Source organism: Amycolatopsis sp. NPDC051371, from assembly GCF_040682155.1.
GTDB lineage: Bacteria > Actinomycetota > Actinomycetes > Mycobacteriales > Pseudonocardiaceae > Amycolatopsis.
The window spans coordinates 147,487-169,042 of sequence record NZ_JBFBAG010000001.1; the positions used below are offsets into that span (position 1 = coordinate 147,487).

Annotated in this window: 15 protein-coding genes and 1 pseudogene; 11 read left to right on the forward strand and 5 right to left on the reverse strand. The window is 70.2% G+C overall.

What is annotated here, in order from left to right:
• Positions 1–67 precede the first annotated feature (67 nt).
• A complete protein-coding gene (locus AB0M59_RS00640) occupies positions 68–1,534 on the forward strand; it encodes an arabinofuranosidase catalytic domain-containing protein (RefSeq protein ID WP_364606244.1) in 1,467 nt (488 codons plus the stop codon).
• Positions 1,535–1,615: 81 nt separating this feature from the next.
• Here the strand turns inward: AB0M59_RS00640 and AB0M59_RS00645 are convergent, their stop codons facing one another.
• Positions 1,616–3,058: a non-reducing end alpha-L-arabinofuranosidase family hydrolase gene (locus tag AB0M59_RS00645; RefSeq protein ID WP_364606247.1), complete on the reverse strand. Its 1,443-nt coding sequence runs from the start codon at positions 3,056–3,058 to the stop codon at positions 1,616–1,618.
• Positions 3,059–3,463: 405 nt separating this feature from the next.
• Here AB0M59_RS00645 and AB0M59_RS00650 point away from each other — a divergent pair, with 405 nt between their 5' ends.
• Entirely contained in the window at positions 3,464–5,632 is a 2,169-nt protein-coding gene (locus tag AB0M59_RS00650; protein WP_364606250.1) for a DUF6351 family protein, read from the forward strand.
• Here the strand turns inward: AB0M59_RS00650 and AB0M59_RS00655 are convergent.
• Both AB0M59_RS00655 and AB0M59_RS00660 read right to left on the reverse strand, forming a co-directional pair.
• Positions 5,619–6,320, reverse strand: a complete 702-nt coding sequence (locus AB0M59_RS00655) for a TetR/AcrR family transcriptional regulator (RefSeq protein ID WP_364606253.1) — start codon at positions 6,318–6,320, stop codon at positions 5,619–5,621. The two genes, AB0M59_RS00650 and AB0M59_RS00655, sit on opposite strands and share 14 nt — an antisense overlap.
• 76 nt (positions 6,321–6,396) lie before the next feature.
• A complete protein-coding gene (locus tag AB0M59_RS00660; protein WP_364606256.1) occupies positions 6,397–7,089 on the reverse strand; it encodes a TetR/AcrR family transcriptional regulator in 693 nt (230 codons plus the stop codon).
• Positions 7,090–7,198: 109 nt separating this feature from the next.
• Here AB0M59_RS00660 and AB0M59_RS00665 point away from each other — a divergent pair, with 109 nt between their 5' ends.
• The 4 genes and pseudogenes from AB0M59_RS00665 (at position 7,199) to AB0M59_RS00680 (ending at position 12,531) form a co-directional block, all read left to right on the forward strand.
• Complete coding sequence (locus AB0M59_RS00665; RefSeq protein WP_364606259.1) at positions 7,199–8,272, forward strand: medium chain dehydrogenase/reductase family protein; 1,074 nt, start codon at positions 7,199–7,201, stop codon at positions 8,270–8,272.
• Positions 8,269–8,694: pseudogene (locus AB0M59_RS00670) on the forward strand (NAD-dependent epimerase/dehydratase family protein); the annotation flags it as partial. The gene AB0M59_RS00665 and the pseudogene AB0M59_RS00670, both read left to right, overlap by 4 nt.
• Before the next feature lie 157 nt (positions 8,695–8,851).
• Positions 8,852–9,163: a DUF1731 domain-containing protein gene (locus AB0M59_RS00675; RefSeq protein ID WP_364606262.1), complete on the forward strand. Its 312-nt coding sequence runs from the start codon at positions 8,852–8,854 to the stop codon at positions 9,161–9,163.
• A 179-nt stretch (positions 9,164–9,342) separates the two neighbouring features.
• Entirely contained in the window at positions 9,343–12,531 is a 3,189-nt protein-coding gene (locus AB0M59_RS00680) for a family 78 glycoside hydrolase catalytic domain (protein WP_364606264.1), read from the forward strand.
• 62 nt (positions 12,532–12,593) lie between these two features.
• Here the strand turns inward: AB0M59_RS00680 and AB0M59_RS00685 are convergent, their stop codons facing one another.
• On the reverse strand, positions 12,594–13,751 hold the full coding sequence (locus AB0M59_RS00685) for a mandelate racemase/muconate lactonizing enzyme family protein (protein ID WP_364606267.1): 1,158 nt from the start codon (positions 13,749–13,751) through the stop codon (positions 12,594–12,596).
• Positions 13,752–13,823: 72 nt separating this feature from the next.
• On the opposite strand from AB0M59_RS00685, the gene AB0M59_RS00690 reads away from it, so the two are divergent.
• The 5 genes from AB0M59_RS00690 (at position 13,824) to AB0M59_RS00710 (ending at position 20,538) form a co-directional block, all read left to right on the forward strand.
• Positions 13,824–14,558: a FadR/GntR family transcriptional regulator gene (locus AB0M59_RS00690; protein WP_364606270.1), complete on the forward strand. Its 735-nt coding sequence runs from the start codon at positions 13,824–13,826 to the stop codon at positions 14,556–14,558.
• Positions 14,559–14,606: 48 nt separating this feature from the next.
• Entirely contained in the window at positions 14,607–15,755 is a 1,149-nt protein-coding gene (locus AB0M59_RS00695; RefSeq protein WP_364606273.1) for a Gfo/Idh/MocA family oxidoreductase, read from the forward strand.
• Between the two features lie 90 nt (positions 15,756–15,845).
• Positions 15,846–17,270 carry an extracellular solute-binding protein gene (locus tag AB0M59_RS00700; protein ID WP_364606275.1) on the forward strand — a complete coding sequence of 475 codons (1,425 nt, stop codon included), beginning with the start codon at positions 15,846–15,848 and terminating at the stop codon, positions 17,268–17,270.
• On the forward strand, positions 17,267–19,273 hold the full coding sequence (locus AB0M59_RS00705; protein WP_364606278.1) for an ABC transporter permease subunit: 2,007 nt from the start codon (positions 17,267–17,269) through the stop codon (positions 19,271–19,273). The genes AB0M59_RS00700 and AB0M59_RS00705 overlap by 4 nt, the downstream gene beginning before the upstream one ends.
• On the forward strand, positions 19,270–20,538 hold the full coding sequence (locus AB0M59_RS00710) for a mandelate racemase/muconate lactonizing enzyme family protein (RefSeq protein WP_364606281.1): 1,269 nt from the start codon (positions 19,270–19,272) through the stop codon (positions 20,536–20,538). The genes AB0M59_RS00705 and AB0M59_RS00710 overlap by 4 nt, the downstream gene beginning before the upstream one ends.
• A gap of 175 nt (positions 20,539–20,713) precedes the next feature.
• Here the strand turns inward: AB0M59_RS00710 and AB0M59_RS00715 are convergent, their stop codons facing one another.
• Complete coding sequence (locus AB0M59_RS00715) at positions 20,714–21,454, reverse strand: ribonuclease activity regulator RraA (RefSeq protein WP_364606284.1); 741 nt, start codon at positions 21,452–21,454, stop codon at positions 20,714–20,716.
• Positions 21,455–21,556: the final 102 nt, after the last annotated feature.

The window sequence follows — 21,556 nt, forward strand, 5'->3', positions numbered from 1 at the left end:
GGGCTACCGAGCCGGGCCCGGGCTCGGCGCGGCGGAAGCATTCCCCTCCGGACGAAGGAGTTCGCTGATGACCCCACGATGGAAGAGGTTGCTTCAGGCCGGGGGAGCCGCTTCGGCGCTCACCGCTGCCGCCCTGGCCGGCCCGGCCGCGCCCGCGCAGGCCGCCACGCAAGGGCCGTGCGACCTCTACGCCGCCGGCGGCACGCCGTGCGTGGCCGCACACTCGACTACGCGGGCGCTGTACGGCGCGTACAACGGTGCCCTGTACCAGGTCCGGCGGGCGTCCGACACCGCGACGCGGGACGTCGGGCTTCTCAGCGCGGGCGGCGTCGCGAACGCCGCGACCCAGGACTCGTTCTGCGCCGGCACGACCTGCCTGATCACCGTCATCTACGACCAGTCCGGCCGGAACAACCACCTCACCCAGGCGCCTCCCGGCGGGTTCTCCGGCCCGGCGGCCGGCGGGTACGACAACCTGGCCAACGCGACCGCCGCCCCGATCACCATCGGCGGCCGGCGGGCCTACGGCGTGTTCGTGGCTCCCGGCACCGGGTACCGGAACAACAACGCCACCGGCACGGCGACCGGCGACCAGCCGGAGGGCATGTACGCGATCTTCGACGGCACGCACTACAACGGCGGCTGCTGCTTCGACTACGGCAACGCCGAGCGCAACAGCCGCGACAACGGCAACGGCACCATGGAAGCCATCTACTTCGGCAACATCAAGGTCTGGGGCTACGGCGCCGGACCCGGTCCGTGGATCATGTCCGACCTCGAGAACGGCCTCTACTCCGGCGTCAACGCCGGTTACAACGCCAACGACCCGACCATCAACCACCGCTACCTGACCGCGATCCTCAAGGGCGAGGCCAACCACTGGTCCATCCGCGGCGGCAACGCGCAGTCCGGCGGCCTGTCCACCTTCTACAACGGTGCCCGCCCCAACGTGTCCGGGTACAACCCGATGCGCAAGGAAGGCGCGATCATCCTCGGCACCGGTGGCGACAACAGCATCGGGTCCGCGGGCACCTTCTACGAAGGCGTGATGACCTCCGGCTACCCGTCGGACGCCACCGAGAACGCGGTGCAGGCCACCATCACCGCGGCCGGGTACGGCAGCGGCGGCAGCGGCACCACCACCGGGCCGCTGCACGCGGTCGGCGCCGGCAAGTGCCTCGACGTGCCGGGCTCCACCACGACGTCCGGTACCCAGCTGCAGATCTACAGCTGCAGCGGCCAGCCGAACCAGGCCTGGACCCGCACGTCGTCGAACCAGCTGACGGCCACCATCGGCGGGACGACGCTCTGCCTGGACGCGTCGGGCAACGGGACCAGCGCCGGGACGAAGGTGGTGACCTGGTCGTGCAACGGCCAGGCCAACCAGCAGTGGACCGTCAACGCGAACGGCACGGTCACCGGTGGCCAGTCCGGGCTGTGCCTGGACGTGACGGGCGCGTCCACGGCCAACGGCGCGCTGGTGGAGCTGTGGACCTGCAACGGCGGCAACAACCAGCAGTGGACGCTGGGTTAGGTCCCGGCCGAGTCGGATCACTACGGGAGGAGCCCCAGCCGCGGTGGGCGGCTGGGGCTCCTCCCCGGGACAGCTGCCGGGCTAGCGCTGCAGCGTCAGGACGCCCGGCCGCCACGGCAGCTGGTCGTAGGGACCGCTGGCGGAGGGGGATTTGCCCTGGTAGAGGAGCTGCAGGTTGCAGGGGTCGACGGTCATGGTCTGGTCCGGGTTGGTGCGGACCAGGTCACCGTGGCTGATGTCGTTGGTCCAGCCGGCGCCGCTGTTGGCCTTGCCCGCGAAGGGGTTGCTTTCGCTGGCGGCCTGCGGGGTCCACGAACCGCTCAGGCTGCCGGCCGTGAACGAGCGGAAGTAGCGCCCGTTCGCCCCCATCGCCTCGACGATCATGAGGTACTGGTTCTGGCCCTGGACCTTGTAGACCTGGACCGCTTCGAACAGGTTGGCCTGCGAGTCGCTCATGATCGTCGTGTACGACGAGCCGAAGCTGCCCGGGAAGTTCCCGATCGGCATGCTCGCCCGGTAGATCTTGCCGTTGTCACCGGCGAAGAACAGGTACATGTTCGAGCCGTCGGCGATCAGCGTCTGGTCGATCGGGCCGGTGCCGGACCCGGAGATGCTGCCCGTGAACAGCGGCTGCGGCGAGGACCACCCGTTGGGGTTGGTCGGGTCGCTCGACGTGCGGTAGATGAAGGGCCAAGCGCCCCATTGGTACGCCAGCACCCAGATGTTCTTCGGCGCGAAGTAGAACAGTGTGGGCGCCACAGTGCCCTGGTTCATCCCGTTCTGGCCGGCCGAGGCCATGTCGGACCAGTTCGTGAAGGGACTGAACGCCATCGAGCCGTACGACGATCCCGAGACGTTCGACGCGTAGACGAGGTGCTTGCCGTTGTAGACGACGTTGGTGAAGTCCTTGAGCGAGACCCACCCGTTCTTCGGCGTCGCCAGCACACCCGTCGACGTCCAGCGGTAGGTCGACGGAAGGGAGCAGCTGCTTCCGCCGGTCGTGGTCGTGGTCGGCGGGGTCGTGGTCGACAGGCCCGTCCACTTCTGGTTGCCGCCGCCGTTGCACGTCCAGATCTCCACCGCGGTGCCATTGGCCGTACCGGCGCCGGTGACGTCCAGGCAGAGCCCGGACTGCACCGCGACCACCGTGCCGTCGGAGTTCACCCGCCACTGCTGGTTGGCCCCGCCGTGACAGGTCCAGATCTGCACCCGGGTGCCGGCGGTGGTCGCGCTGCCGGGCACGTCCAGGCACTTGCCGCCGTACACCGTCAACGTGCCGCCGGAGGTCGACGTCCACTGCTGGCCGGCACCGCCCGAGCAGTCGTAGATCTGCAGGTAGGCGCCGTCGGCCTGGCCGCCGTTCGGCACGTCGAGGCACCGACCCGAACCGACACCGCGCAGGGCGCCGGTGACGTCGGCGCCGGCCGAGCCGGCCCCCAGCGTCACGCCGAACGCGATCATCGTCGCGGCGGCGAGCAGAGCGATCAGGGATCGACTCCCGCGGCTGATCCTTCTTCTGTTCATGAAAACCTTCTCCCGGCGAGTTTCAGGTCCACGTGAGCGAGACGACTGTTATCGCTAACATGCGCCGCGCCAGCCTGGGCTCCGGGGAGAAGCGTTGTCAATCCACGCACCGGGTACTCGGGGACCCGGAACCCCGGCCGGGCGGCCCGGCCACCTCAAGGCCATGGTCTCGGGTCCACAAAGGACAGCCGAGTCGTGAAAGTTACACGCGCCGACGGAGTCGCGCCGGCCGTGAGTGGTGGAGGCAGTCGGACAAACTCGATCACGGGGTGATGGCCGCCCTGGAGGGGCAGGCGGCCACGCCGCGGCCCGATATCGAATGTTGTTCCGGTCGGGCCGCAGGTGCTATACCGGCAGCTGCGCGGTGTCGCGAGGACGCGATGCCACAAGCGAGCGGAGTGGCTGGTGGCGAACCGTACTTTGCGCTCATCCGTCGTGGTGGCGGCCCTGACCGCGCCCGTCCTGCTGCTGGGGACCGCGACCGCGGTGGCCGCTCCCGGCCCGCCACCGGGGCGGCAGCTGACGATCGAGACGGTGTCGAACCCGCGGCCCGCGCTGGTCAGCGGGGGACAGGTCCTGGTCAAGGTCGTCCCGCCGGAGCGAACGCAGGCCGGCCGGGTCACCGTCAGCGCCAACGGCCACGACGTCACCTCGAGTTTCCGCGCCCAGCCGGACGGCAGCCTGCTCGGCCTGGTGGCCGGCCTGCGGGACGGTGCCAACGACCTGAGCGCCCGGACGACCGGGCACGGCCGGGACCAGCGGGCGAACCTGCGCGTCACCAACCACCCGATCACCGGGCCGGTCTTCTCCGGCTCGCAGCAGCACCCGTTCTACTGCGAGACCCAGGCGTTCGGCCTGCCCGCGGCGTCGCAGCCGTTCTGCAGCGCGCCGACCCAGGTGAGCTACCAGTACAAGACCACCGCCGGGGCGTTCGCGCCGCTGGCGGACCCGGCGACGCGGCCCGCGGACCTCGCGACGGCCACGGTCGGCGGGCACGCGGTGCCGTACGTGGTCCGCGTCGAGCGCGGCACCATCGACCGCGCCGTCTACGAGATGGCGGCGCTCTACGACGGCGCGCCGTCGCCGGTCGCGCCGGACGCCGGCTGGAACGGGAAGCTGGTCTACACCTTCGGCGGCGGCTGCAACGCGGGCTACCACCAGGGCAACTCGACCGGCGGAGTCGTCAACGACCTGTTCCTGGCCCAGGGCTACGCGGTCACGTCGTCGAGCTTGAACGTGCTCGACAACAACTGCAGCCCGATCATCTCCGCCGAAGCGGCGATGATGGTCAAGGAACACTTCATCGAGACCTACGGCCCGGTCGCCCACACCATCGGCTGGGGTGGCTCGGGCGGGGCGATCCAGCAGTACGACATCGCGGAGAACTACCCCGGCATCGTCGACGGCATCATCCCCGGCGTCTCGTTCCCGGACCCGCTGAGCACCGGGGGACCGGTGTCGGACTGCCGCTTGCTGGAGCAGTACTTCGCCGGGCCCGGGGCGTCGTTCACCGCGGCGCAGAAGCAGGCCGTCGCGGGCTTCGCCAGCTACGACACCTGCGTCTCCTGGAACCTGACCTTCGCCAGCCGCGCCACCGCGACCGGCAGCTGCAACGCGGCCATCCCGGTCTCGGCGCGGTGGGATCCGGTCACCAACCCGCGCGGGGTGAAGTGCAACTCCAACGAGCAGCTGGCCAACCAGATCGGGCGGGACCCGAAGACCGGGTTCGTGCGCAGCCCGCTGGACACCACCGGCGTGCAGTACGGCCTGGCCGCGCTGAAGGCCGGGACGATCACCGCGGCGCAGTTCGTCGACCTCAACGCCACCATCGGCGGCCTCGACTACACCGGAAAGCCCGTGGCGCAGCGGATCGCGGCCGATCCGAAGGCGCTCGACACGGTGTACGCCGAGGACATCGTGAACTCGGCGTCGCAGGGCCTGCGGGAAACGCCGATCATCGACCAGCGGACGGATCTCGACCTCGCCGGGTTCGGCAACGACATCCACACCACCGAGTGGTCCTACGTGATGCGGCAACGGCTTCTGCGGGCCAACGGCACCGCGGGCAACCAGGTCATCATCGAAAACCACGCCACCGCGGCCGAAGCGGCGGCCGCGAGCGTCTACGAGCTCAATGCCATGGACCGCTGGCTCACCGCGATCGACGCCGACGGTTCACACCGGAGTCTCCAGCAGAAGGTGCTGGCGAACCGGCCGGGCGACCTCGGCGACGGTTGCTACCTCTCCGCCGCGTCGCGGATCACCGAGAAGCTGACGTACCCCGCGAGCGGCCAGTGCGGCGCGCAGTACCCGGTGGCGGCCAACACCCGGATGGTCGCGGGGGCGAGCCTGTCCCTCGACGTGCTGAAGTGCCGGCTCCGGCCGCTGAACTTCCGCGACTACCCGGTCACCTTCACCGCCGCGGACCGGAACCGGCTGCGAGCGGCGTTCCCCGGCGGCGTGTGCGACTACAGCCGCCCGGGCGTCGGGCAGCGTGCCCCGATCGGGACCTGGCTGAGCTACGGCGACGAACGGACCGGCACCACCCCGCCGACGAAGCTCAGGGAGCGGTAGCCGTCATGGCGTGGACGGCGCTGTCGATCTCGAGGTCGATCAGCCGCTGCGCCTCGATGGTGCGGTTCTCGAACATCCCGGTGAGCTCGAGGCTGACGATCCCGTGGACCCGCGTCCAGATCCGGATGGCGGCGGTGGCGGCGCGCGGCGTGGTGTCCGGCCGCCCCCGGGCGCGTGCCCACTGCCGCAGCTGCTCGTCCAGGGTGCGGTCGCCGGTCGTGGTGTCGGCGGGTGCGGGGTTCTGGACCGCGGCCAGCAGGTCGACGAGCAGGGCCATCGCCTGGTCCAGCGGGGTTTGCCCGGGCGGCCGGCTCGCCACGTCGCCGGCGCGTTCGGCGAAGAGCATCCCGTAGCGCCGGCGGTGGCTCAGGGCCCAGTCACGGTACGCGGCGACCAGGAGCCGTACCCGCGAGCGCGGCGCTCGTCTGCTGCCTTCGACCGCTTCGGCCATCGCGGTGGTGAGCTGCTGGTAGGACACGGTGACCAGGTGGGCGATCAGCGCGTCCCGCGAAGCGAAGTAGCGGTAGACCGCCGGTGCGGACATCGCCATGCTCCGGGCCAGCGCCGCGATCGTCAGCGCGTGCACGCCGTCGGCGTCGATGATCGCGAACGACGAGTCCTCGATCTCCTGGAACGTCTGGGCCCGGAGGCGCTCGCGCCGGCTCACCGCCGGCGGCTGGTTAGTCATCGTCGCATTGTAACGGACCGTAGCGACATCGACGGGCAAGTCGTCGCGCTATGGGTCGTCACGAACAGCCGGGTGGTCACGCGGTGGCGCCGCAGCGGTGGCGCAGGGCGTCCAGCATCGCGTCGATTTCGGTCCGGTAGAGCAACGCGGTGTCCACGCCGGTGGCGGCCAGGTGCTGCCCCAGTTCGAGGCTGATCAGGCCGTGCAGCCGGCTCCACCAGACCAGCCCGAAGTGCAGCACCGCGGCCGGGATCCGGTGCTGATCGCCGTGCCGGCGCCGGAGCTGCTTGTCCAGCGCGGCCGGGAGCGCCGCGGCGACCGGCTCACCGGCCTCGGCCACGACGCCCAGGAACACGTTCATGCACCGCTGCGCGGCCGGCACGATGCGGTCGGCGGCGTGCTCGCGGGCGGCGCCGTAGGTGGTTTCGTAGGCCAGGTGGTAGGCGTGGGGCTGCGCCAGCGCCCAGTCGCGATAGGCGTTGGCGACCGCCTCGACCCGCGACACGGAGGACGCCTCCCGGCCAGCCGCGGCTTCGAGAGCGCCGGCGAGCGCCAGGTGGACATCGACCGCGAGGTCGGCGAGTAGCTCGTCGCGGCCGGCGAAGTAGCGGTACAGCGCCGGTGTGGACATCGCCATGCTGCGCGCGATCGCGTTGAGCGACACCGTCTCATCGCCGCCCTCGCACAGCTGGGTCATGGCGGCGGCCTTGATCTCCGCCACCGTCTGGCGCCGGTATCGCTCGCGCCGGGTCGGCTCCTGCTCGGCCATCGTGGGCACCTCGTTTCGCGCTATGGGTTGACGCAGTATGACATGGCGATGCATAGTTACGATCATTAACAGAGCGACGAAGAGTCGCACCAAGTTCGAGGAGCCGGTCATGACCGAGACGAACATCCCCGCCGAAACCACCGTCACCGCCACCGAAGTGGTGCTGCCGGGCAAGGTCGAACCGTCCGGGCTGCACCTGGTCCAGCGCCCGTTGCCGGCGCCGGCGGCCGGCCAGGCTCTGGTGCGCGTCGAAGCGACTGCCGTGTCCTTCGCCGAGAGCGCGATGCGCCGGGGCCGCTACTACGGCCAGCCCGCGTTCCCGTTCGTGCCCGGCTACGACCTCGTCGGGGTCGTCGAGGCCGTCGGCCCGGACGTGGACCGGACGCTGATCGGCAGACGGTTCGCCGCGCTGACCAAGACCGGCGCCTGGGCCACGGCCGTCCTGCTGCCCGCCGCCGACCTCGTCGAGGTGCCGGAGGGGGTGAGCGCGGAGGAAGCGGAGACGCTGACGGTCAACGGATTGACCGCCTACCAGATGCTTCACCACGTCGCGAAGGTGCGCGCCGGACAGACCGTGCTTGTGCTGGGGGTCGGCGGTGGCGTCGGCACCCTGCTGGCCCAGCTCGCCCGCCACGCCGGCGCCCGGGTGATCGGCACCGCGAGCCCACGGCACCACGAGGCACTGCGCGAACTGGGCGTCGAGCCGGTCGACTACCGGGACCCCGACGTCACCGCCCGGGTCCGGGAACTGGCTCCCGGCGGCGTGGACGCCGTGTTCGACCACCTCGGCGGGGCCAGCATCTCCCGCTCGTACCGGTTGCTCAACCGCACCGGAACCCTGGTCGGCTACAGCATCGCGAGCAAGCTCGACGACAGCACTCCCGTGGTGCTCAGCTTCCTGCACGTGCTGACGAAACTGGCGTTCTGGAACTATCTGCCCACCCGGAAGCACGCGAGCTTCTTCGACGTCTGGTCGGGCGCGGGCAAGCCGGACTCCGCGAAGCGCGAGGCGTTCCGCGCCCGGATCCGCACCGACCTCACCCATGTCTTCGGCCTCCTGCGCGACGGGGTCCTCACGGCGAAGATCGCCGCCCGCTATCCGCTGGCCGAGGTGGGGGCGGCCATCGAACTTTCGGAGTCCTCGGCCCGGACCACCCTCGGAAAGATCGTGCTGGTGCCGTGAAGATCACCATCTCCGGCGCGTCCGGTCTCATCGGCGGCAAGCTCGTCACCCGGCTCCGGGAGCGCGGCGACGACGTCATCACGCTCTCCCGCTCCGCGACCACCGACCCCTCGACGTGGCAGTGGGACCCGCTCGCCGGACCCGCCCCGGCCGGCGCGCTCGCCGGCCGGGACGCCGTCGTCCACCTGGCGGGCGAACCCCTCGGCCAACGCCTGACCGACGAGGTCAAGGACCGAGTCCGGCGCTCGCGCGTCGCCGGCACCCGCAACCTCGTCGAAGGCCTGCGTGCCGTCCCCGAAGCGGACCGGCCGCGGGTCCTCGTCTCCAGCTCGGGCGTCGCCTACTACGGTCCGCGCGGCGACGAGGAGATCACCGAGGAAGCCCCGCCGGGCGACACGTTCCTCGCCAAGGTCTCTGCCGCGTGGGAGGCGGAAGCGGCCAGGGCGGCCGAGTTCGGTGTCCGCGTCGTGCGGATGCGCACCGGTGTCGTCCTCGACGCTGCGGGTGGCACGCTGAAGTCGCTGCTCGCGACCTACCGCCTCGGGCTGGGCGGGACCGATCGCGGGCGGCGCGTTCGCCGTGCCGTGGATCCACGTCGACGACATCGTCGGCCTGTACGTCAAGGCGGTCGACGACGCGTCGTGGAGCGGGGCCTACAACGGCACGGCGCCGGAACCGGTTACCCAGCGGGAGTTTTCGAAGGCGCTGGGCCGCGCGCTGCACCGCCCCGCGATCCTGCCGACGCCCGGATTCGCGCTCAGGATGGCGCTCGGCGAAATGGCCGACATGGTGACCACCGGCCAGCGTGCCGTGCCCGGCCGGGCGCTCGACGGCGGCTACCGGTACGCGCACCCGCGGCTGGCCGGGGCGCTGACCGCCGCGTTGAGCTGAGCACCTCCGGGCTCGGCGGATTGGCTTGCCGCCTCTTGTCTTCGAGACGAGCTTCTGCTTACCATGACCACCGTCACCCGGATTGAAACGATTCATTTTTCTGGCTCGAGATCACTCACCGCGTGCGTCGCTGAGCGACTTCGGTCCGGCGCCGACCTGTCACCGCAGAGAGGAACGCGATGATTTCGCGCCTGATGACGGCTTCGTCGGCCTTGCTGACCTTGCTCGTCCTGGGAGTGACGCCCGCCGGGGCCTATCCCGCCGCCCCGGCCGGCGGCGTCCAGGCCGACGGCCTGCAGGTCGAGCACCAGGTCGATCCGCTCGGGGTGGACGTCGCGCGGCCGCGGCTCGGCTGGGTCCTGACCGCGAAGGACAACGGGCGCCAATCGGCGTACCGGATCGCGGTGTCGACCAAGCGCGACGGGCCGGCGGACGTGTGGGACAGCGGCGAGGTGCGGTCGGCGCAGTCCTTCGACGTCACCTACGCCGGCCCCGCTCTGCGACCCCGCACCCGCTACTTCTGGCGGGTCCAGGTCTGGGACGCCGCTCGGCACGCATCGCGGTGGAGCGAGCCGGCGTGGTTCGAGACGGCATTCCTGGCCCCGGGCCAGTTCCGGGGTGACTGGATCGGTGCGCAAGCGACCTCGACCCCGCCGTCGTTCGACGGCGCGAGCTGGATCTGGTACCCCGAGGGCGCGCCGGCCGACTCGGCGCCCGTCGGGACGCGGTACTTCCGGCGCGCGTTCGACCTGCCCGCCGGTGGGCAGATCACCTCGGCTCAGCTGGAACTCACGGCCGACGACAGCTTCACCGTCTACGTCAACGGCCAGCAGATCGCCGCCTCCCCGCGCGTGGCGGACTCGTGGCGGACGGCGACCGTCGTCGACGTCTCGACCGCCCTTCGCCCCGGCCGCAACGTGATCGCGGCCGAGGCGGCCAACGCCGCGGCGGGTCCGGCCGGGTTCCTGGGCAAGCTCCGGGTCGAGGGCTCGGGTGCCCCGGTCGACGTCGTCACCGACGCTGCCTGGAAGTCCGCCGACACCGCCGCGACCGGCTGGCAGCAGCCCGGCTTCGACGACGCGGCCTGGCCGCAGGCGCTGGTGGCGGCCGCGTACGGGGCCGGCCCGTGGGGCAGCTCGGTCACCACGCAGCCGCCGCCGGAACCGTTGCTGCGCAAGGAGTTCACCGCGGACAAGCCGATCAGGTCGGCGCGCGCGTACATCGCCGGTCTCGGCTACTACAAGCTCTACCTCAACGGCGGCCGGATCGGCGACCACGAGCTCGACCCGGGGTTCACCGTCTACGACAAGACCGCCCTCTACGCGACCTACGACGTCACCGATGCCCTGCGCAAGGGCGGCAACGCGGTGGGGGTGAGCCTGGGACGCGGGTATTACGCGATGACCAACCCCGACGAGTGGATGGCTTCGCCTTGGCACAGCGAGCCCAAGCTGAAGTTCGAGCTCGACATCACCTACCAGGACGGCAGCACCAAGCAGGTCACCAGCGGCGGCGACTGGAAGCTCGACGACGGGCCCACCCGCTCGGAGTCGCTCTGGTTCGGCGAGACCTACGACGCGCGGCTGGAGCAGCCCGGCTGGAACCGCACCGGGTTCGACGACACCGGCTGGCGGCCCGCACGGGCGGTGCCCGCACCCGCGGGCACGCTCCGCGCCGAGGCGTTTCCGCCCATCAAAGCGACGGACAAGCTGCCGATCACCGCCGTCACCACGCCGGGCGACGGCGTGCACGTCTACGACGTCGGCGGTCCCACGGCAGGCTGGGCGCGGGTCGCGGTGCACGGGCCCGCCGGCGCCGAAATGAAGATCACCTACGGCGAGAAGCTGCGCCCGGACGGCACCGTCGACAACATCGGCGGCTTCGGGATGCAGCTCCAGTCCTATTCGTACGTCCTCAGTGGACGCGGCTCGGAAAGCTACCAACCCAGCTACAGCTACGCGGGCTTCCGCTACGTCCAGGTCGTCGCGCCGGCGGGCGTCACCGTCGAGTCGGTCGACGCGGAGCGCGTCCACACGGCGGTCGCCACCACCGGTGACTTCACCAGCTCCAGCTCGCTGCTCAACCGCTACGACGACGCCGAAGCGAACACGATCCTGAACAACCTGCACTCCGTCCCGACCGACACCCCGATGTACGAGAAGCGCCCGTACACCGCGGACGCGCACCTGTCCGCCGACTCGGCGATCGCGCACTTCGACATGCAGGGCTTCTACGAGAACTGGATGCGCGAGCACCGGGACGACCAGAACCCGGACGGGACGATCGGCCAGACCGTGCCCGCGACGGTCGGCGGCAAGAAGGTCGCCGACCCGGTCTGGTCGGCGAGCTTCGTCCTGATCAACTGGGATCTCTACTGGTACTACGGCGATACGCGCGCGCTCGCCGAGAACTACGACGCGATGAAAGCCTGGCTCGGTTACTACGAACAGGACATCGCGAAGACCGGGAACATCTACACGGGCTTCAGCTACGGCGACTGGCTCGCCCCGGGCGCCGCGAACCCGCCCGAGGGCACCCGGCTCTCCGGTACCGCCTACATCACCAAGACCGCCACGACCATGGCCAAGATCGCGCGCGCCCTCGGCCGCGACGCCGACGCCAAGCACTTCGACGCGTTCGCGGGCACGGTCGCGAACGCGCTCAACGCGACGTTCCTCGACCAGGCGTCCGGGGCCTACTACGACGACCGGGCGGCCGGCTACCGGCAGACGTCCAACCTGCTGCCGCTGAGCCTCGGCATCGTCCCGGCGGCGAACCGCCCGGCCGTCGTCGCCAACCTCGTCGGCGACATCAAGACCCGCGGCGTCCACCTGAACACCGGCGCGCTGGGCACGAAGCTCATCCTCCCGGCGCTCACCGACGCCGGGTACGGCGACCTCGCCTACCAGGTGGCCACCAACCCGACGTACCCCGGCTGGGGCTACTGGTTCGAGGGGCTCGGCGCGACGACGATGTGGGAGGAGTGGCCCGCCACCTCACGGTCGCACGACCACGCGTTCCTCGGCACGGTCGACGACTGGCTCTACCAGCGCGTCGCGGGCATCCAGCCGGCGGCGCCGGGCTACACGGCGGTCAAGATCCAGCCCTACCCGGTCGGCGATCTCACGAACGCGTCCGCCCACGTCGAGTCTCCACTCGGCCCGGTGAGCTCGGCCTGGACCCGCGACCACGGCCGGTTCACGTTGCGCGCCGGGGTACCCGCCGGAGCGACGGCGGAGATCCTCGTCCCGGCGCGCGACTCCCACGCGGTCCAGGCCCCGAAGGGCGCCCGGTTCGCCGGGATGCGCAACGGTTACGCGGCTTTCGACGTCGGCTCCGGCGACTACGTTTTCCGCGCGGCCGTGTGAGGGCCGAGGTGGGGGACCGGGCCGGCACGACTCGGCGATCTCGGCCTTGAACTCCCGCTCCGCTACTCGAACACCCCGTAGCCCTCGACCGCGTGCGCCCGGACGCCGTCCATGTCGAGCTCCACGCCGATTCCGGGAGTGTCCGGCAGCGTGATGTAGCCGTCCTTGACGATCGAGCCGCTTCCGTCGGGGGCGTGGACGTAGCTGTCCCACACCTCGCGCTCCTCGAGGGCGTGCCATTCCTGGACGAGGAAGTTGGGGATCGCTCCGCACTGGTGCGACGTGGCCATCGTGCCCAGCGGTGTCGACACCAGGTGCGGTGCGAACGGGATGTAGTGCAGCTCCGCGAGGTTGGCGATCTTCTTGGCCTCGGCGAGGCCACCGCACTTCGGTACGTCCGGCTCGATGACGTCCACGGCGCCGCGTTCGAGCAGCTCGCGGAATCCCCAGCGCAGGTAGAGGTTCTCGCCCGCGCAGATCGGCGTGCGGGTCTGCTCGCGCACGCGCACCAGCGCGTCGATGTTCTCCGCCGGAAGCGGCTCCTCGAGCCACATCAGGTGGAACGGCTCGAGCTCCCACGAGATCCGGCACGCGCTCGGCACGTCGTAGCGGGCGTGCAGGTCGATGGCCAGGTCGACGTCCGGGCCGATCGCTTCGCGGACGGCGGCCACGCGCTCGACCATCGAGCGCAGCTCGGCGGCGTTGACCGTGTGGTTGAAATCGTCGAACTTGGCCGGGTGGCGGAGGTTGTCGATGTCGAACTTGATGGCGGTGAAGCCTTCGGCGACCATCCGCTGGGCCCGGTCGACGCACCCGGCGATCGAGCCCGCCGGGTCGTCGCCGTCGCCGCAGTCGGCGTAGAGGCGGATGCGGTCGCGGAACTTTCCGCCGAGCATCCGGTAGACCGGCTGGCCCGCGGCCTTGCCCGCGAGGTCCCACAGCGCGAGCTCGATCCCGGACAGCGCGATCACGAACACCCCGCTCTGGGCGCCCGCGAAAACCTTGCTGCGGCGCAGTTTCTCCCAGCACCGCTCGACGTTGCGGGGGTCTTCGCCGATCAGCAGCGGCGTCAGGGATTCGATCATTCCGACGACGGCGCCTGCCCCGGCGTCGGGATTGGCCTCGCCGAACCCGCTGAGACCCTCGTCGGTGTCGATCCGCACCAGCGTGGCCTGTCCGTGGTAGGCCACCACCGCCGTCGTGACGTTCACGATCCGCATTGCTCTCCCGCCGCTGAGTAGTGCCGGTGAAAGGACTGTCGCGAGGTCCAACTTGTCCTATAAGCTGATGACATGCAAAGGAGACAAGAGTCTCCGGACGCTGTCAAGGTCCGGACTCTCCCGGTGCAGGTGGCGGCCCACCTGACCCGGCGGATCGTCAGCGGTGAAATCGAGGACGGCCGGGCCCCGTCGGAGCTCGACATCGCCCGGGAGTTCGGGGTGTCCCGCGTGGTGGCGCGGGAGACGCTCAAGATCCTCGCCTCGCTCGACATCGTCGACGTCGCCCAAGGTCGCCGCGTCGTCGTTCGCCCGCGCGCGGAGTGGGACTACCTGAACCCGTTGCTGATCGAGTGGCTGCCGACGGAGATCGTCGACGACCTGCTGGAGGAACTGCACGGAATGCGCGTGCTGCTCGAACCCGAGCTCGCCGCGATGGCCGCGGCCAGCATCACCGACGAGGCGCTGGCCCGGCTCGGAGACGAGATCGAGCGCATGTCGCCGCTCGAAGCGGATCCCGAGGCCTACCTCGAGGTCGACCACGAATTCCACATGGAGATCTGCCGGGCGGCCGACAACCGGATTCTCGACCGGATCATGTACTCCGCCCGCTGGCTCGGCACCGCCAGCCGGCGCGTCACCAACGAGGCGCCGGCCGGGCTGCGCCGCGCCACCGCCCAGCACACGGAGATCTACGAGGCACTCGTGGCGCGCGACCCGGAAGCCGCGCGCGCCGCGATGCGCAAGCACCTGAGCAACAACTACTCCACGCTCGTCGCGGAGAAGAAGCAGCGAAGCAAGCGTCGCTGACACACTGCACGACCGAGTTCCGGAACCGATGACGAGGACGGACGAGGCATGGCAGCACCTGCGATCCCGCCGATCCGGCTGGGACTGATCGGCACCGGGCTCGCGGTCGAGAAGCTGCACTGGCCGGCGTTGCGCGGCCTCGCCGACCGGTACGTGGTCACCGCGTTCACCGACTCCGCCGCCGAGCAGCGCCGGCGGTTCGCCGGCTACAGCGGGGTCGATCCGGCCCGGGCCGCCGCCGACCGGGCCGCGTTGCTGGCCCGCGACGACGTGGACGCCGTGCTGATCTCGGTGCCGATCCCGCACTTGTACGAGGTGGCGTGCGACGCGCTCGCGGCGGGCAAGGACGTGTTCTGCGAGAAGCCGGCCGGTGGCGACGCGGAGCAGGCCGCGGCCTTCCTCGCCCTGGCGGCCGGGCACCCGGACCGCACCTTCGTGGTGGGCGAGAACTTCTTCTACCGCGACGACCTGCGCTACGCCCGCGCCCTGCTCGACAGCGGCGCGATCGGCCGCCCGCACCTGATGGCGTGGCGGCACGCCGGCCAGTCGGTGCCCCGGCCGGGCGGGTTCACCAGTACGCCGTGGCGCCAGCGGCCGCAGTACCGCGGTGGGGTGCACCTCGACTTCGGCGTGCACCACATCGCCCAGATCCGGTTGCTCTGCGGCGACATCGCGCGGCTGCACGGTGCCGTGCAGGCGGCCAACAGCACGATCGACGCACCGTCGGACCTCGCGCTCACCCTCGTCTTCACCGGAGGCGCCATCGGCAACTACACCGCGTCCTTCCCCGAAATCCCGGTGCCGCCCGAACCCAACGAGATGCGGCTGTACGGCACCGAGGGTGTGCTCGTGCTCGCCGGAGACGAGTCGGAGCGCCGCGTGACGCGCAGCAGTCCCGACGCCACCACCCACACGACGGTCTTCCGCGGCAGCGACAACGGCTACCGCGCGGAACTCGTCGACTTCGCCGACGCCGTGCAGTTCGGCGTGCGGCCGGTCGGCAGCGTCGCGCAGAGCGTGGCCAACACGATGGTCGTCCAGCGGGCGCTCGACTCCGCGGAACAGGCGGCCGCACTGGCGCTCGACCCCGTGCCCGGCGCGGGCCCGGTACCGCTGTGGCGGCCCCGTGGCTCGACCGGGCTCTTCGACGGGCTGCCAGGACAACGCATCAGCAGTACGGCGTCCTTCGCCGCATGAACGACCCCAGCTTGTGAAGACTCACAGCGTGGCACTCGCCTCGCTGTCCCCGCCGGTTGCAACGTCGCCCCGTCGGTACGAGGAGTTGTCATGGAAGAGAAGAATGACCTGTCGAGGCGCACGTTCCTCGGAGTGAGCGCGCTGGGCGTGCTCGGGCTGGCCGGGTGCGGAAGCGGCCCCGCACCCGCGCCGCAAGTCGATGTCCAGGTGCCCAAGGCGCTGCTCGACCAGGCGGCCGCGCTCCGCGGCGGGTCGGTGGGAATGCTCTCGCAAAAGCTGTACTCGGAGGCCGCCAACAAGGCGCTGGACAAGTCGCTGCAGGTGTTCGCGCAGGCCACCGGCACCACCGTCCACAACGACCTGGTTTCCGGCGACGCCGGCGACATGGTCGCGAAGATGGACGCCGAGGTGAAGGCGGGCACCAACCGCGATCTGGCTTTCGTGAGCGACCGGCGGTTCGTCGGCCAGCTCCACAACCTGGGCGCCCTCACCGACGTCACCGACGTGGTCACGGAGATGCGCGCGCTCTACGGGGAGCCTGCGACGGCGTCGACCAAGTTCTGCGTGTTCGACGGGCGCTGGTTCGCGATCCCGTACCACTTCATCGCGTCCGGGATGTACCTGCGCAAGGACTGGTACGCGGAGAAAGGACTGCCGCTCAAACCCTATTACTCGTGGGAAGAGCTGCGCGACAACGCATTGGCGGTCTCCGACCCGGGGAAGCGGCGGTTCGGCTGGGGCCTCACGGTCAACCGCTCCGGCGACGCCAACGGCTTCATCCAGAACGTCATCGACACCTACGGCGGGGCGATCGCGGACAACACCGGCACGAAGGTGGTGTTCAACTCACCGGAGACCGTCGCCGCCGTCACGTTCATCGGCGACATCTACACGAACCCGAAGTACCAGCCGATGCTGCCGCCCGGGGTCGGGAGCTGGACCGACTCGAGCAACAACGAAAACTGGCTGGCCGGGATCCTGGGGCTCACGCTCAACCAGTTCAGCGTCTACGCCGACTCGAAGACCAAGAAGAACCCGGTGTACGCCAACACGCACGTGTTCAACGGCGCCACCGGACCGGCGCTCGACCGGCCGCTCGCGTACGGCGAGTCCAACTCGTTCGTCGTGTTCAAGGGGGCGAAGAACCCCGATCTCGCCAAGCTGGTGGCGAAGTTCATGGTCAGCGGGAGCGCGCTGCTCGGGGTGGCGAAGGAAGCACCGTGCCTGGTCAACCCCTCGTGGGACAAGGTGTGGGACTCCGACCCGTACTACACCGGCGGTGACCCGGCCTTCTCCGCGTTGCGAGAGCAGACCCGCGCGCAGCTCCCGGTGACCACCAAGACCGGCTACGCGTTCCCCCAGGCCCCGAGCCCCGGCGAGCAGGCCGCGCTCGCCGCCTACCTGCTGACCGACATGATGCAGTCGGTCATCCAGGGCGCCAAGCCGGCCGACGCCGTCGCCGCGACCCACGGCCGGATCGTCCAGATCTTCGAGCAGCAGGGCTACCGGCAGTGACCCTCCTTCGTCCGCGCTCGGCGCCAACCCGTCCGGCGCCGGGCGCGTCTTCCTCGCTGACGCGAACGCAGCGGCGGCTCGGCCGCGACTGGCGCCTCGCCGCGGTGTTCATCGGGCCGACCCTGGTGCTGGTCGCCGGCCTGATCCTGGTCCCGATCATCAGCTCGATCTTCACCAGCGCCACCGAACGCCACGGCGCGGAGACGGTCTTCGTCGGGCTGGACAACTACACCGCGCTCATCCACGACGGCTTGTTCCACCAGGGTGTGCTCAACTCGTTCGTCTTCACCGCGTACGCCGAGATCTTCAAGGTGACCTTTGGTCTCATCGCGGCGTTGATGCTGCACCACATGCGCCGCGGCCGGGCGATCATCGCCGCGGTGATCCTGCTGCCGTGGGTGATCCCGACGGTCGTCACGGCCTTCACCTGGCGGTCGCTGCTCGACCCGATCTTCGGCAGCGTCAACGTCCTGCTGACGGACTCCGGCATCGGGCCCGCGCTGACTTCGATGGGGCTCGTCGACAAGTGGCCCGCGGAATGGCTGTCCGATCCCGCGCTCGCGATGCCGGCGATCATCCTGGTCAACGTCTGGAAGGGCATCCCGTTCTTCACGGTGACGTTCCTCGCCGGGCTCAAGGCCATCGACAGCGGTCTCCACGAGGCGGCGATGGTGGACGGCGCCTCGCCGTGGCAGCGCTTCGTCCACATCACACTGCCGGGGCTGCGTCCCGTGATGATCGTGACGGTGCTGCTGTCGTCGATCTGGACGTTCAACAACTTCGACCTGATCTGGCTGATGACCCAGGGCGGACCGGGGGACGCCACCGCCCCGTACGTGATGGTGGCCTACTCGAAGGCCATCCAGCAGCTGCAGCTGGGCGCGGGCGCCGCGGTCACGCTGGTGATGCTGCCGATCATCGCGATCCTCGTGGTGATCCTCGTGCGGATGATGCGCCGCAGCGACCAGCCGGGCGCGGCCGACCTGGGACGACGGCGGCTGACTCCCGCCCAGCGGCAGGCGCTGCCGTGGGTGATCGTCGTGGGCTCGGTGCTCGTGCTGGTCTGGGCGTCGCCGCACATCGTGTGGAAGGCCGGGCTCGTACTGGGCGTGTTCGTGCTCCTCGCGGCCGCCGTCGGCCGGGTCGTCTCCGTGCTCGCCATCCGGGGCAACCGGCCGGCCGCCCGGCTGGTCGCCGGCACCGGCTCGGGCGTCGCGCTCGTGGGCCTGCTGGGCTTCGTGCTCGCCCCGCTCTACTGGATGACGGTCACGGCCTTCAAGTCCGACGGCCAGATCGTCGCGCGCACCGACGACCTCTGGCCGACGCCGTGGACCACCGAGCAGTTCACCAACCTGTTCACCGGCGCGTTCGGCACCTGGTACGTCAACACGATCCTCGTTTCGGTGGCGTCCACCGCGATCGCCCTGGTCTGCGCGGCGCTGGCCGGCTACGCCCTGGCGCGCTTGAAGTTCCGGGGTTCGGAGAGCTTCACGGTGACAATCCTGCTCACCTACGTGATGCCGGGCGCACTGCTGTTCATCCCGCTGTACCAGCTGATGAGCGGGATCGGGCTCAACGACTCGTTGTGGTCGCTCGTGCTCGCCTACCCGACGTTCACCCTGCCGTTCGCGACGTGGCTGCTCGTCGGCTACTTCAAGTCGATCCCGGCCGACCTCGAAGAAGCCGCGCTGGTCGACGGCTGCACGCGGTTCGGGGCGTTCCTCCGGATCGTGCTGCCGCTGGCCAAGCCGGGGCTGCTCGCGGTCGCGCTGTTCACGCTCACCAACGCGTGGAACGAGTTCTTGTTCGCCTTCGTGTTCATCACCAAGGACGAAAACAAGACGCTGCCCGTCGGCATGCAGTCGATGATCTTCGGCGACGTCGTGCCGCAGGGACAGCTGGCCGCGGCCTCGCTGCTGGTCAGCATTCCGGTCGTGCTCATGTACGGGTTCGGGCAACGGTTCCTGACCGAGGGTCTCACCGCGGGGGCGGTGAAGGGATGAGCGCCATCACGGAAGAGCACGTCGCGACGGCGTCGCGGCCGAGTGACCTGCGCATCACCGACCTGCGGGTGGCCAACGTGGCCGGTGTGCCGTTCCGCTCGTCGATCATCAGGATCGACACCAACCAGGGGCTGGTCGGCTACGGGGAGGTGCGCGACCAGGCCAGCGCCACCTACGCGCTCGTGCTCAAGAGCAGGCTCGTCGGTGAGAATCCCTGCAACGTCGACAAGATCTTCCGCAAGATCAAGCAGTTCGGGTTCCACGGCCGCCAGGGCGGCGGGGTCTCCGGCGTCGAGATGGCGCTGATGGACCTGGCAGGCAAGGCGTACGGAGTGCCCGCGTACGCATTGATCGGGGGCCGGTTCCGGGACGAGATCCGCTGCTACGCGGACACGCCGTCACTGCCGGACCCGCACGCGATGGGCGCCCGGCTGCTGGAGCGCAAGCAGCGCGGGTTCACGATGCTGAAGATGGACGTGGGCATCGACCTGCTGTGGGACGTGCCCGGGGCACTGATCGCGCCGCCGGGTGCCCGCGAGGACGTCACGACGATGCATCCGTTCACCGGCATCCAGGTCACCGCTCGCGGCGTCGAGCACTTGGTGTCCTATGTGGACATCGTCCGGTCGGTCGTCGGTTACGACGTCGCGCTCGCCGCCGACCACTTCGGCCACATCGCCCTCGACTCGGGCATCCGGATCGGCCGCGCGCTGGAGCCGTTCACCCTGGCGTGGATCGAAGACCTGATCCCGTGGCAGCTGACCGACCAGTGGCGCCGGCTCACCGCGGCCGTCGCCGTCCCGACGTGCACGGGGGAGGACATCTACCTGCTCGAGGGCTTCCGGCCGCTGCTGGACGCGGGAGCCATTCGCGTCGTGCACCCCGACCCGGCGACGGCGGGCGGGATCGCGGAGACCAAGCGGCTCGGCGACTACGCACAGGAGCGTGGGATCGCGATGGCGCTGCACCTGGCGGCGTCGCCGATCGCGACGATGGCGTGCGTGCACCTGGCCGCCGCCACGGAGAACTTCCTCGCCCTCGAACACCACGCGGCCGAGGTGGAGTTCTGGAGCGACCTCGTCACCGGCCTGCCCCGTCCGCTGATCCGCGACGGCCACATCACGGTGCCGGACACGCCGGGACTGGGGTTCGGCGACCTCGACGAGGAGCTGCTGCGCCGCCACCTCGACCCGCGCGATCCGGTGTTCTTCGCCGAGACGACGCACTGGGACAAGGAGTCGAGCCACGACCGGCTGTGGAGCTAGTGTCGCGCGTGGCAAGTTCGTCGACGTTCGGGCCGCTGGAGTGAGGGCGCTCGCGGAGCCCGGGGCAGGCTCGGTAGCCCGGACCAAAGGTCTTGAATGAGTCATTCAGGACCTCCGAAGACCTGAATGACTCATTCAAGACGTTCGCACTCGCCGCCGCGGTGTCAGCGCGACACTAGGCGCGGCCCTGTTCGGCGCGCCACCGCTCGTACTCGGGCCGGGCCTCGTCCGAAAGCGGGTAGTACAGCCGCATGTCGCCGCCTTCGGACAGCCGGATCCGGGAGAACTCCTCCCAATCCGCGTGCTCCTGAGCGTGGGCCACCAGGGCGGGCGCGAGCTTGACCGGCACCACGACCGCCCCGTCGTCGTCGGCGACGACGATGTCGCCCGGCTCGACGAGCGTGCCACCGCACGCCACCGGCACGTTGACGGCGGCCGGCACGATGCCGGTCTGGGTGTGGAAGTTCGGGGTGGCGCCCCGGATCCACAGCCCGAGGCCGAGCTGCTTGGCCTCGCCGATGTCGCGCAGGCACCCGTCGATCACCACGCCGGCGCCGCCGCGGCCCTTGAAGAAGGTCAGCATCATCTCGCCGAACACGCCGCTGCTCATGTCCCCGCGCGCGTCGACGACGATCATGTCGCCGGGCTGGGCGTGGTACATGACGTGCCGGTGCAGCTGCTTCTCCGGTTCTTCGTACTCCTCGACGGGGTAGAGGTCCTCCCGCTTCGGCAGGAACTGCAGCGTCAGCGCCGGTCCGGCCACGCGCACGCCGGGGGTCACCGAAACCGGGCCCCGGATGAACGCGCTGCGAATGCCCATGCGGCTGAGTTCGCCGCTGGCCGTCGCGCTGCCGATGGCCGCGAGGGCCGCACTGAGCTCGGCAGGCGGGCGAACGATGTCGTGCGTCTCGACCACGTCGGTAGCTCCCTCGGGTCCCCGTTGACCGTGCCTGTCAAAGAGTTTCGGTGAGATTCCTTGATCTCAGCCTAGTCCGGCGAAGCCGCTTTCGCGATCTCT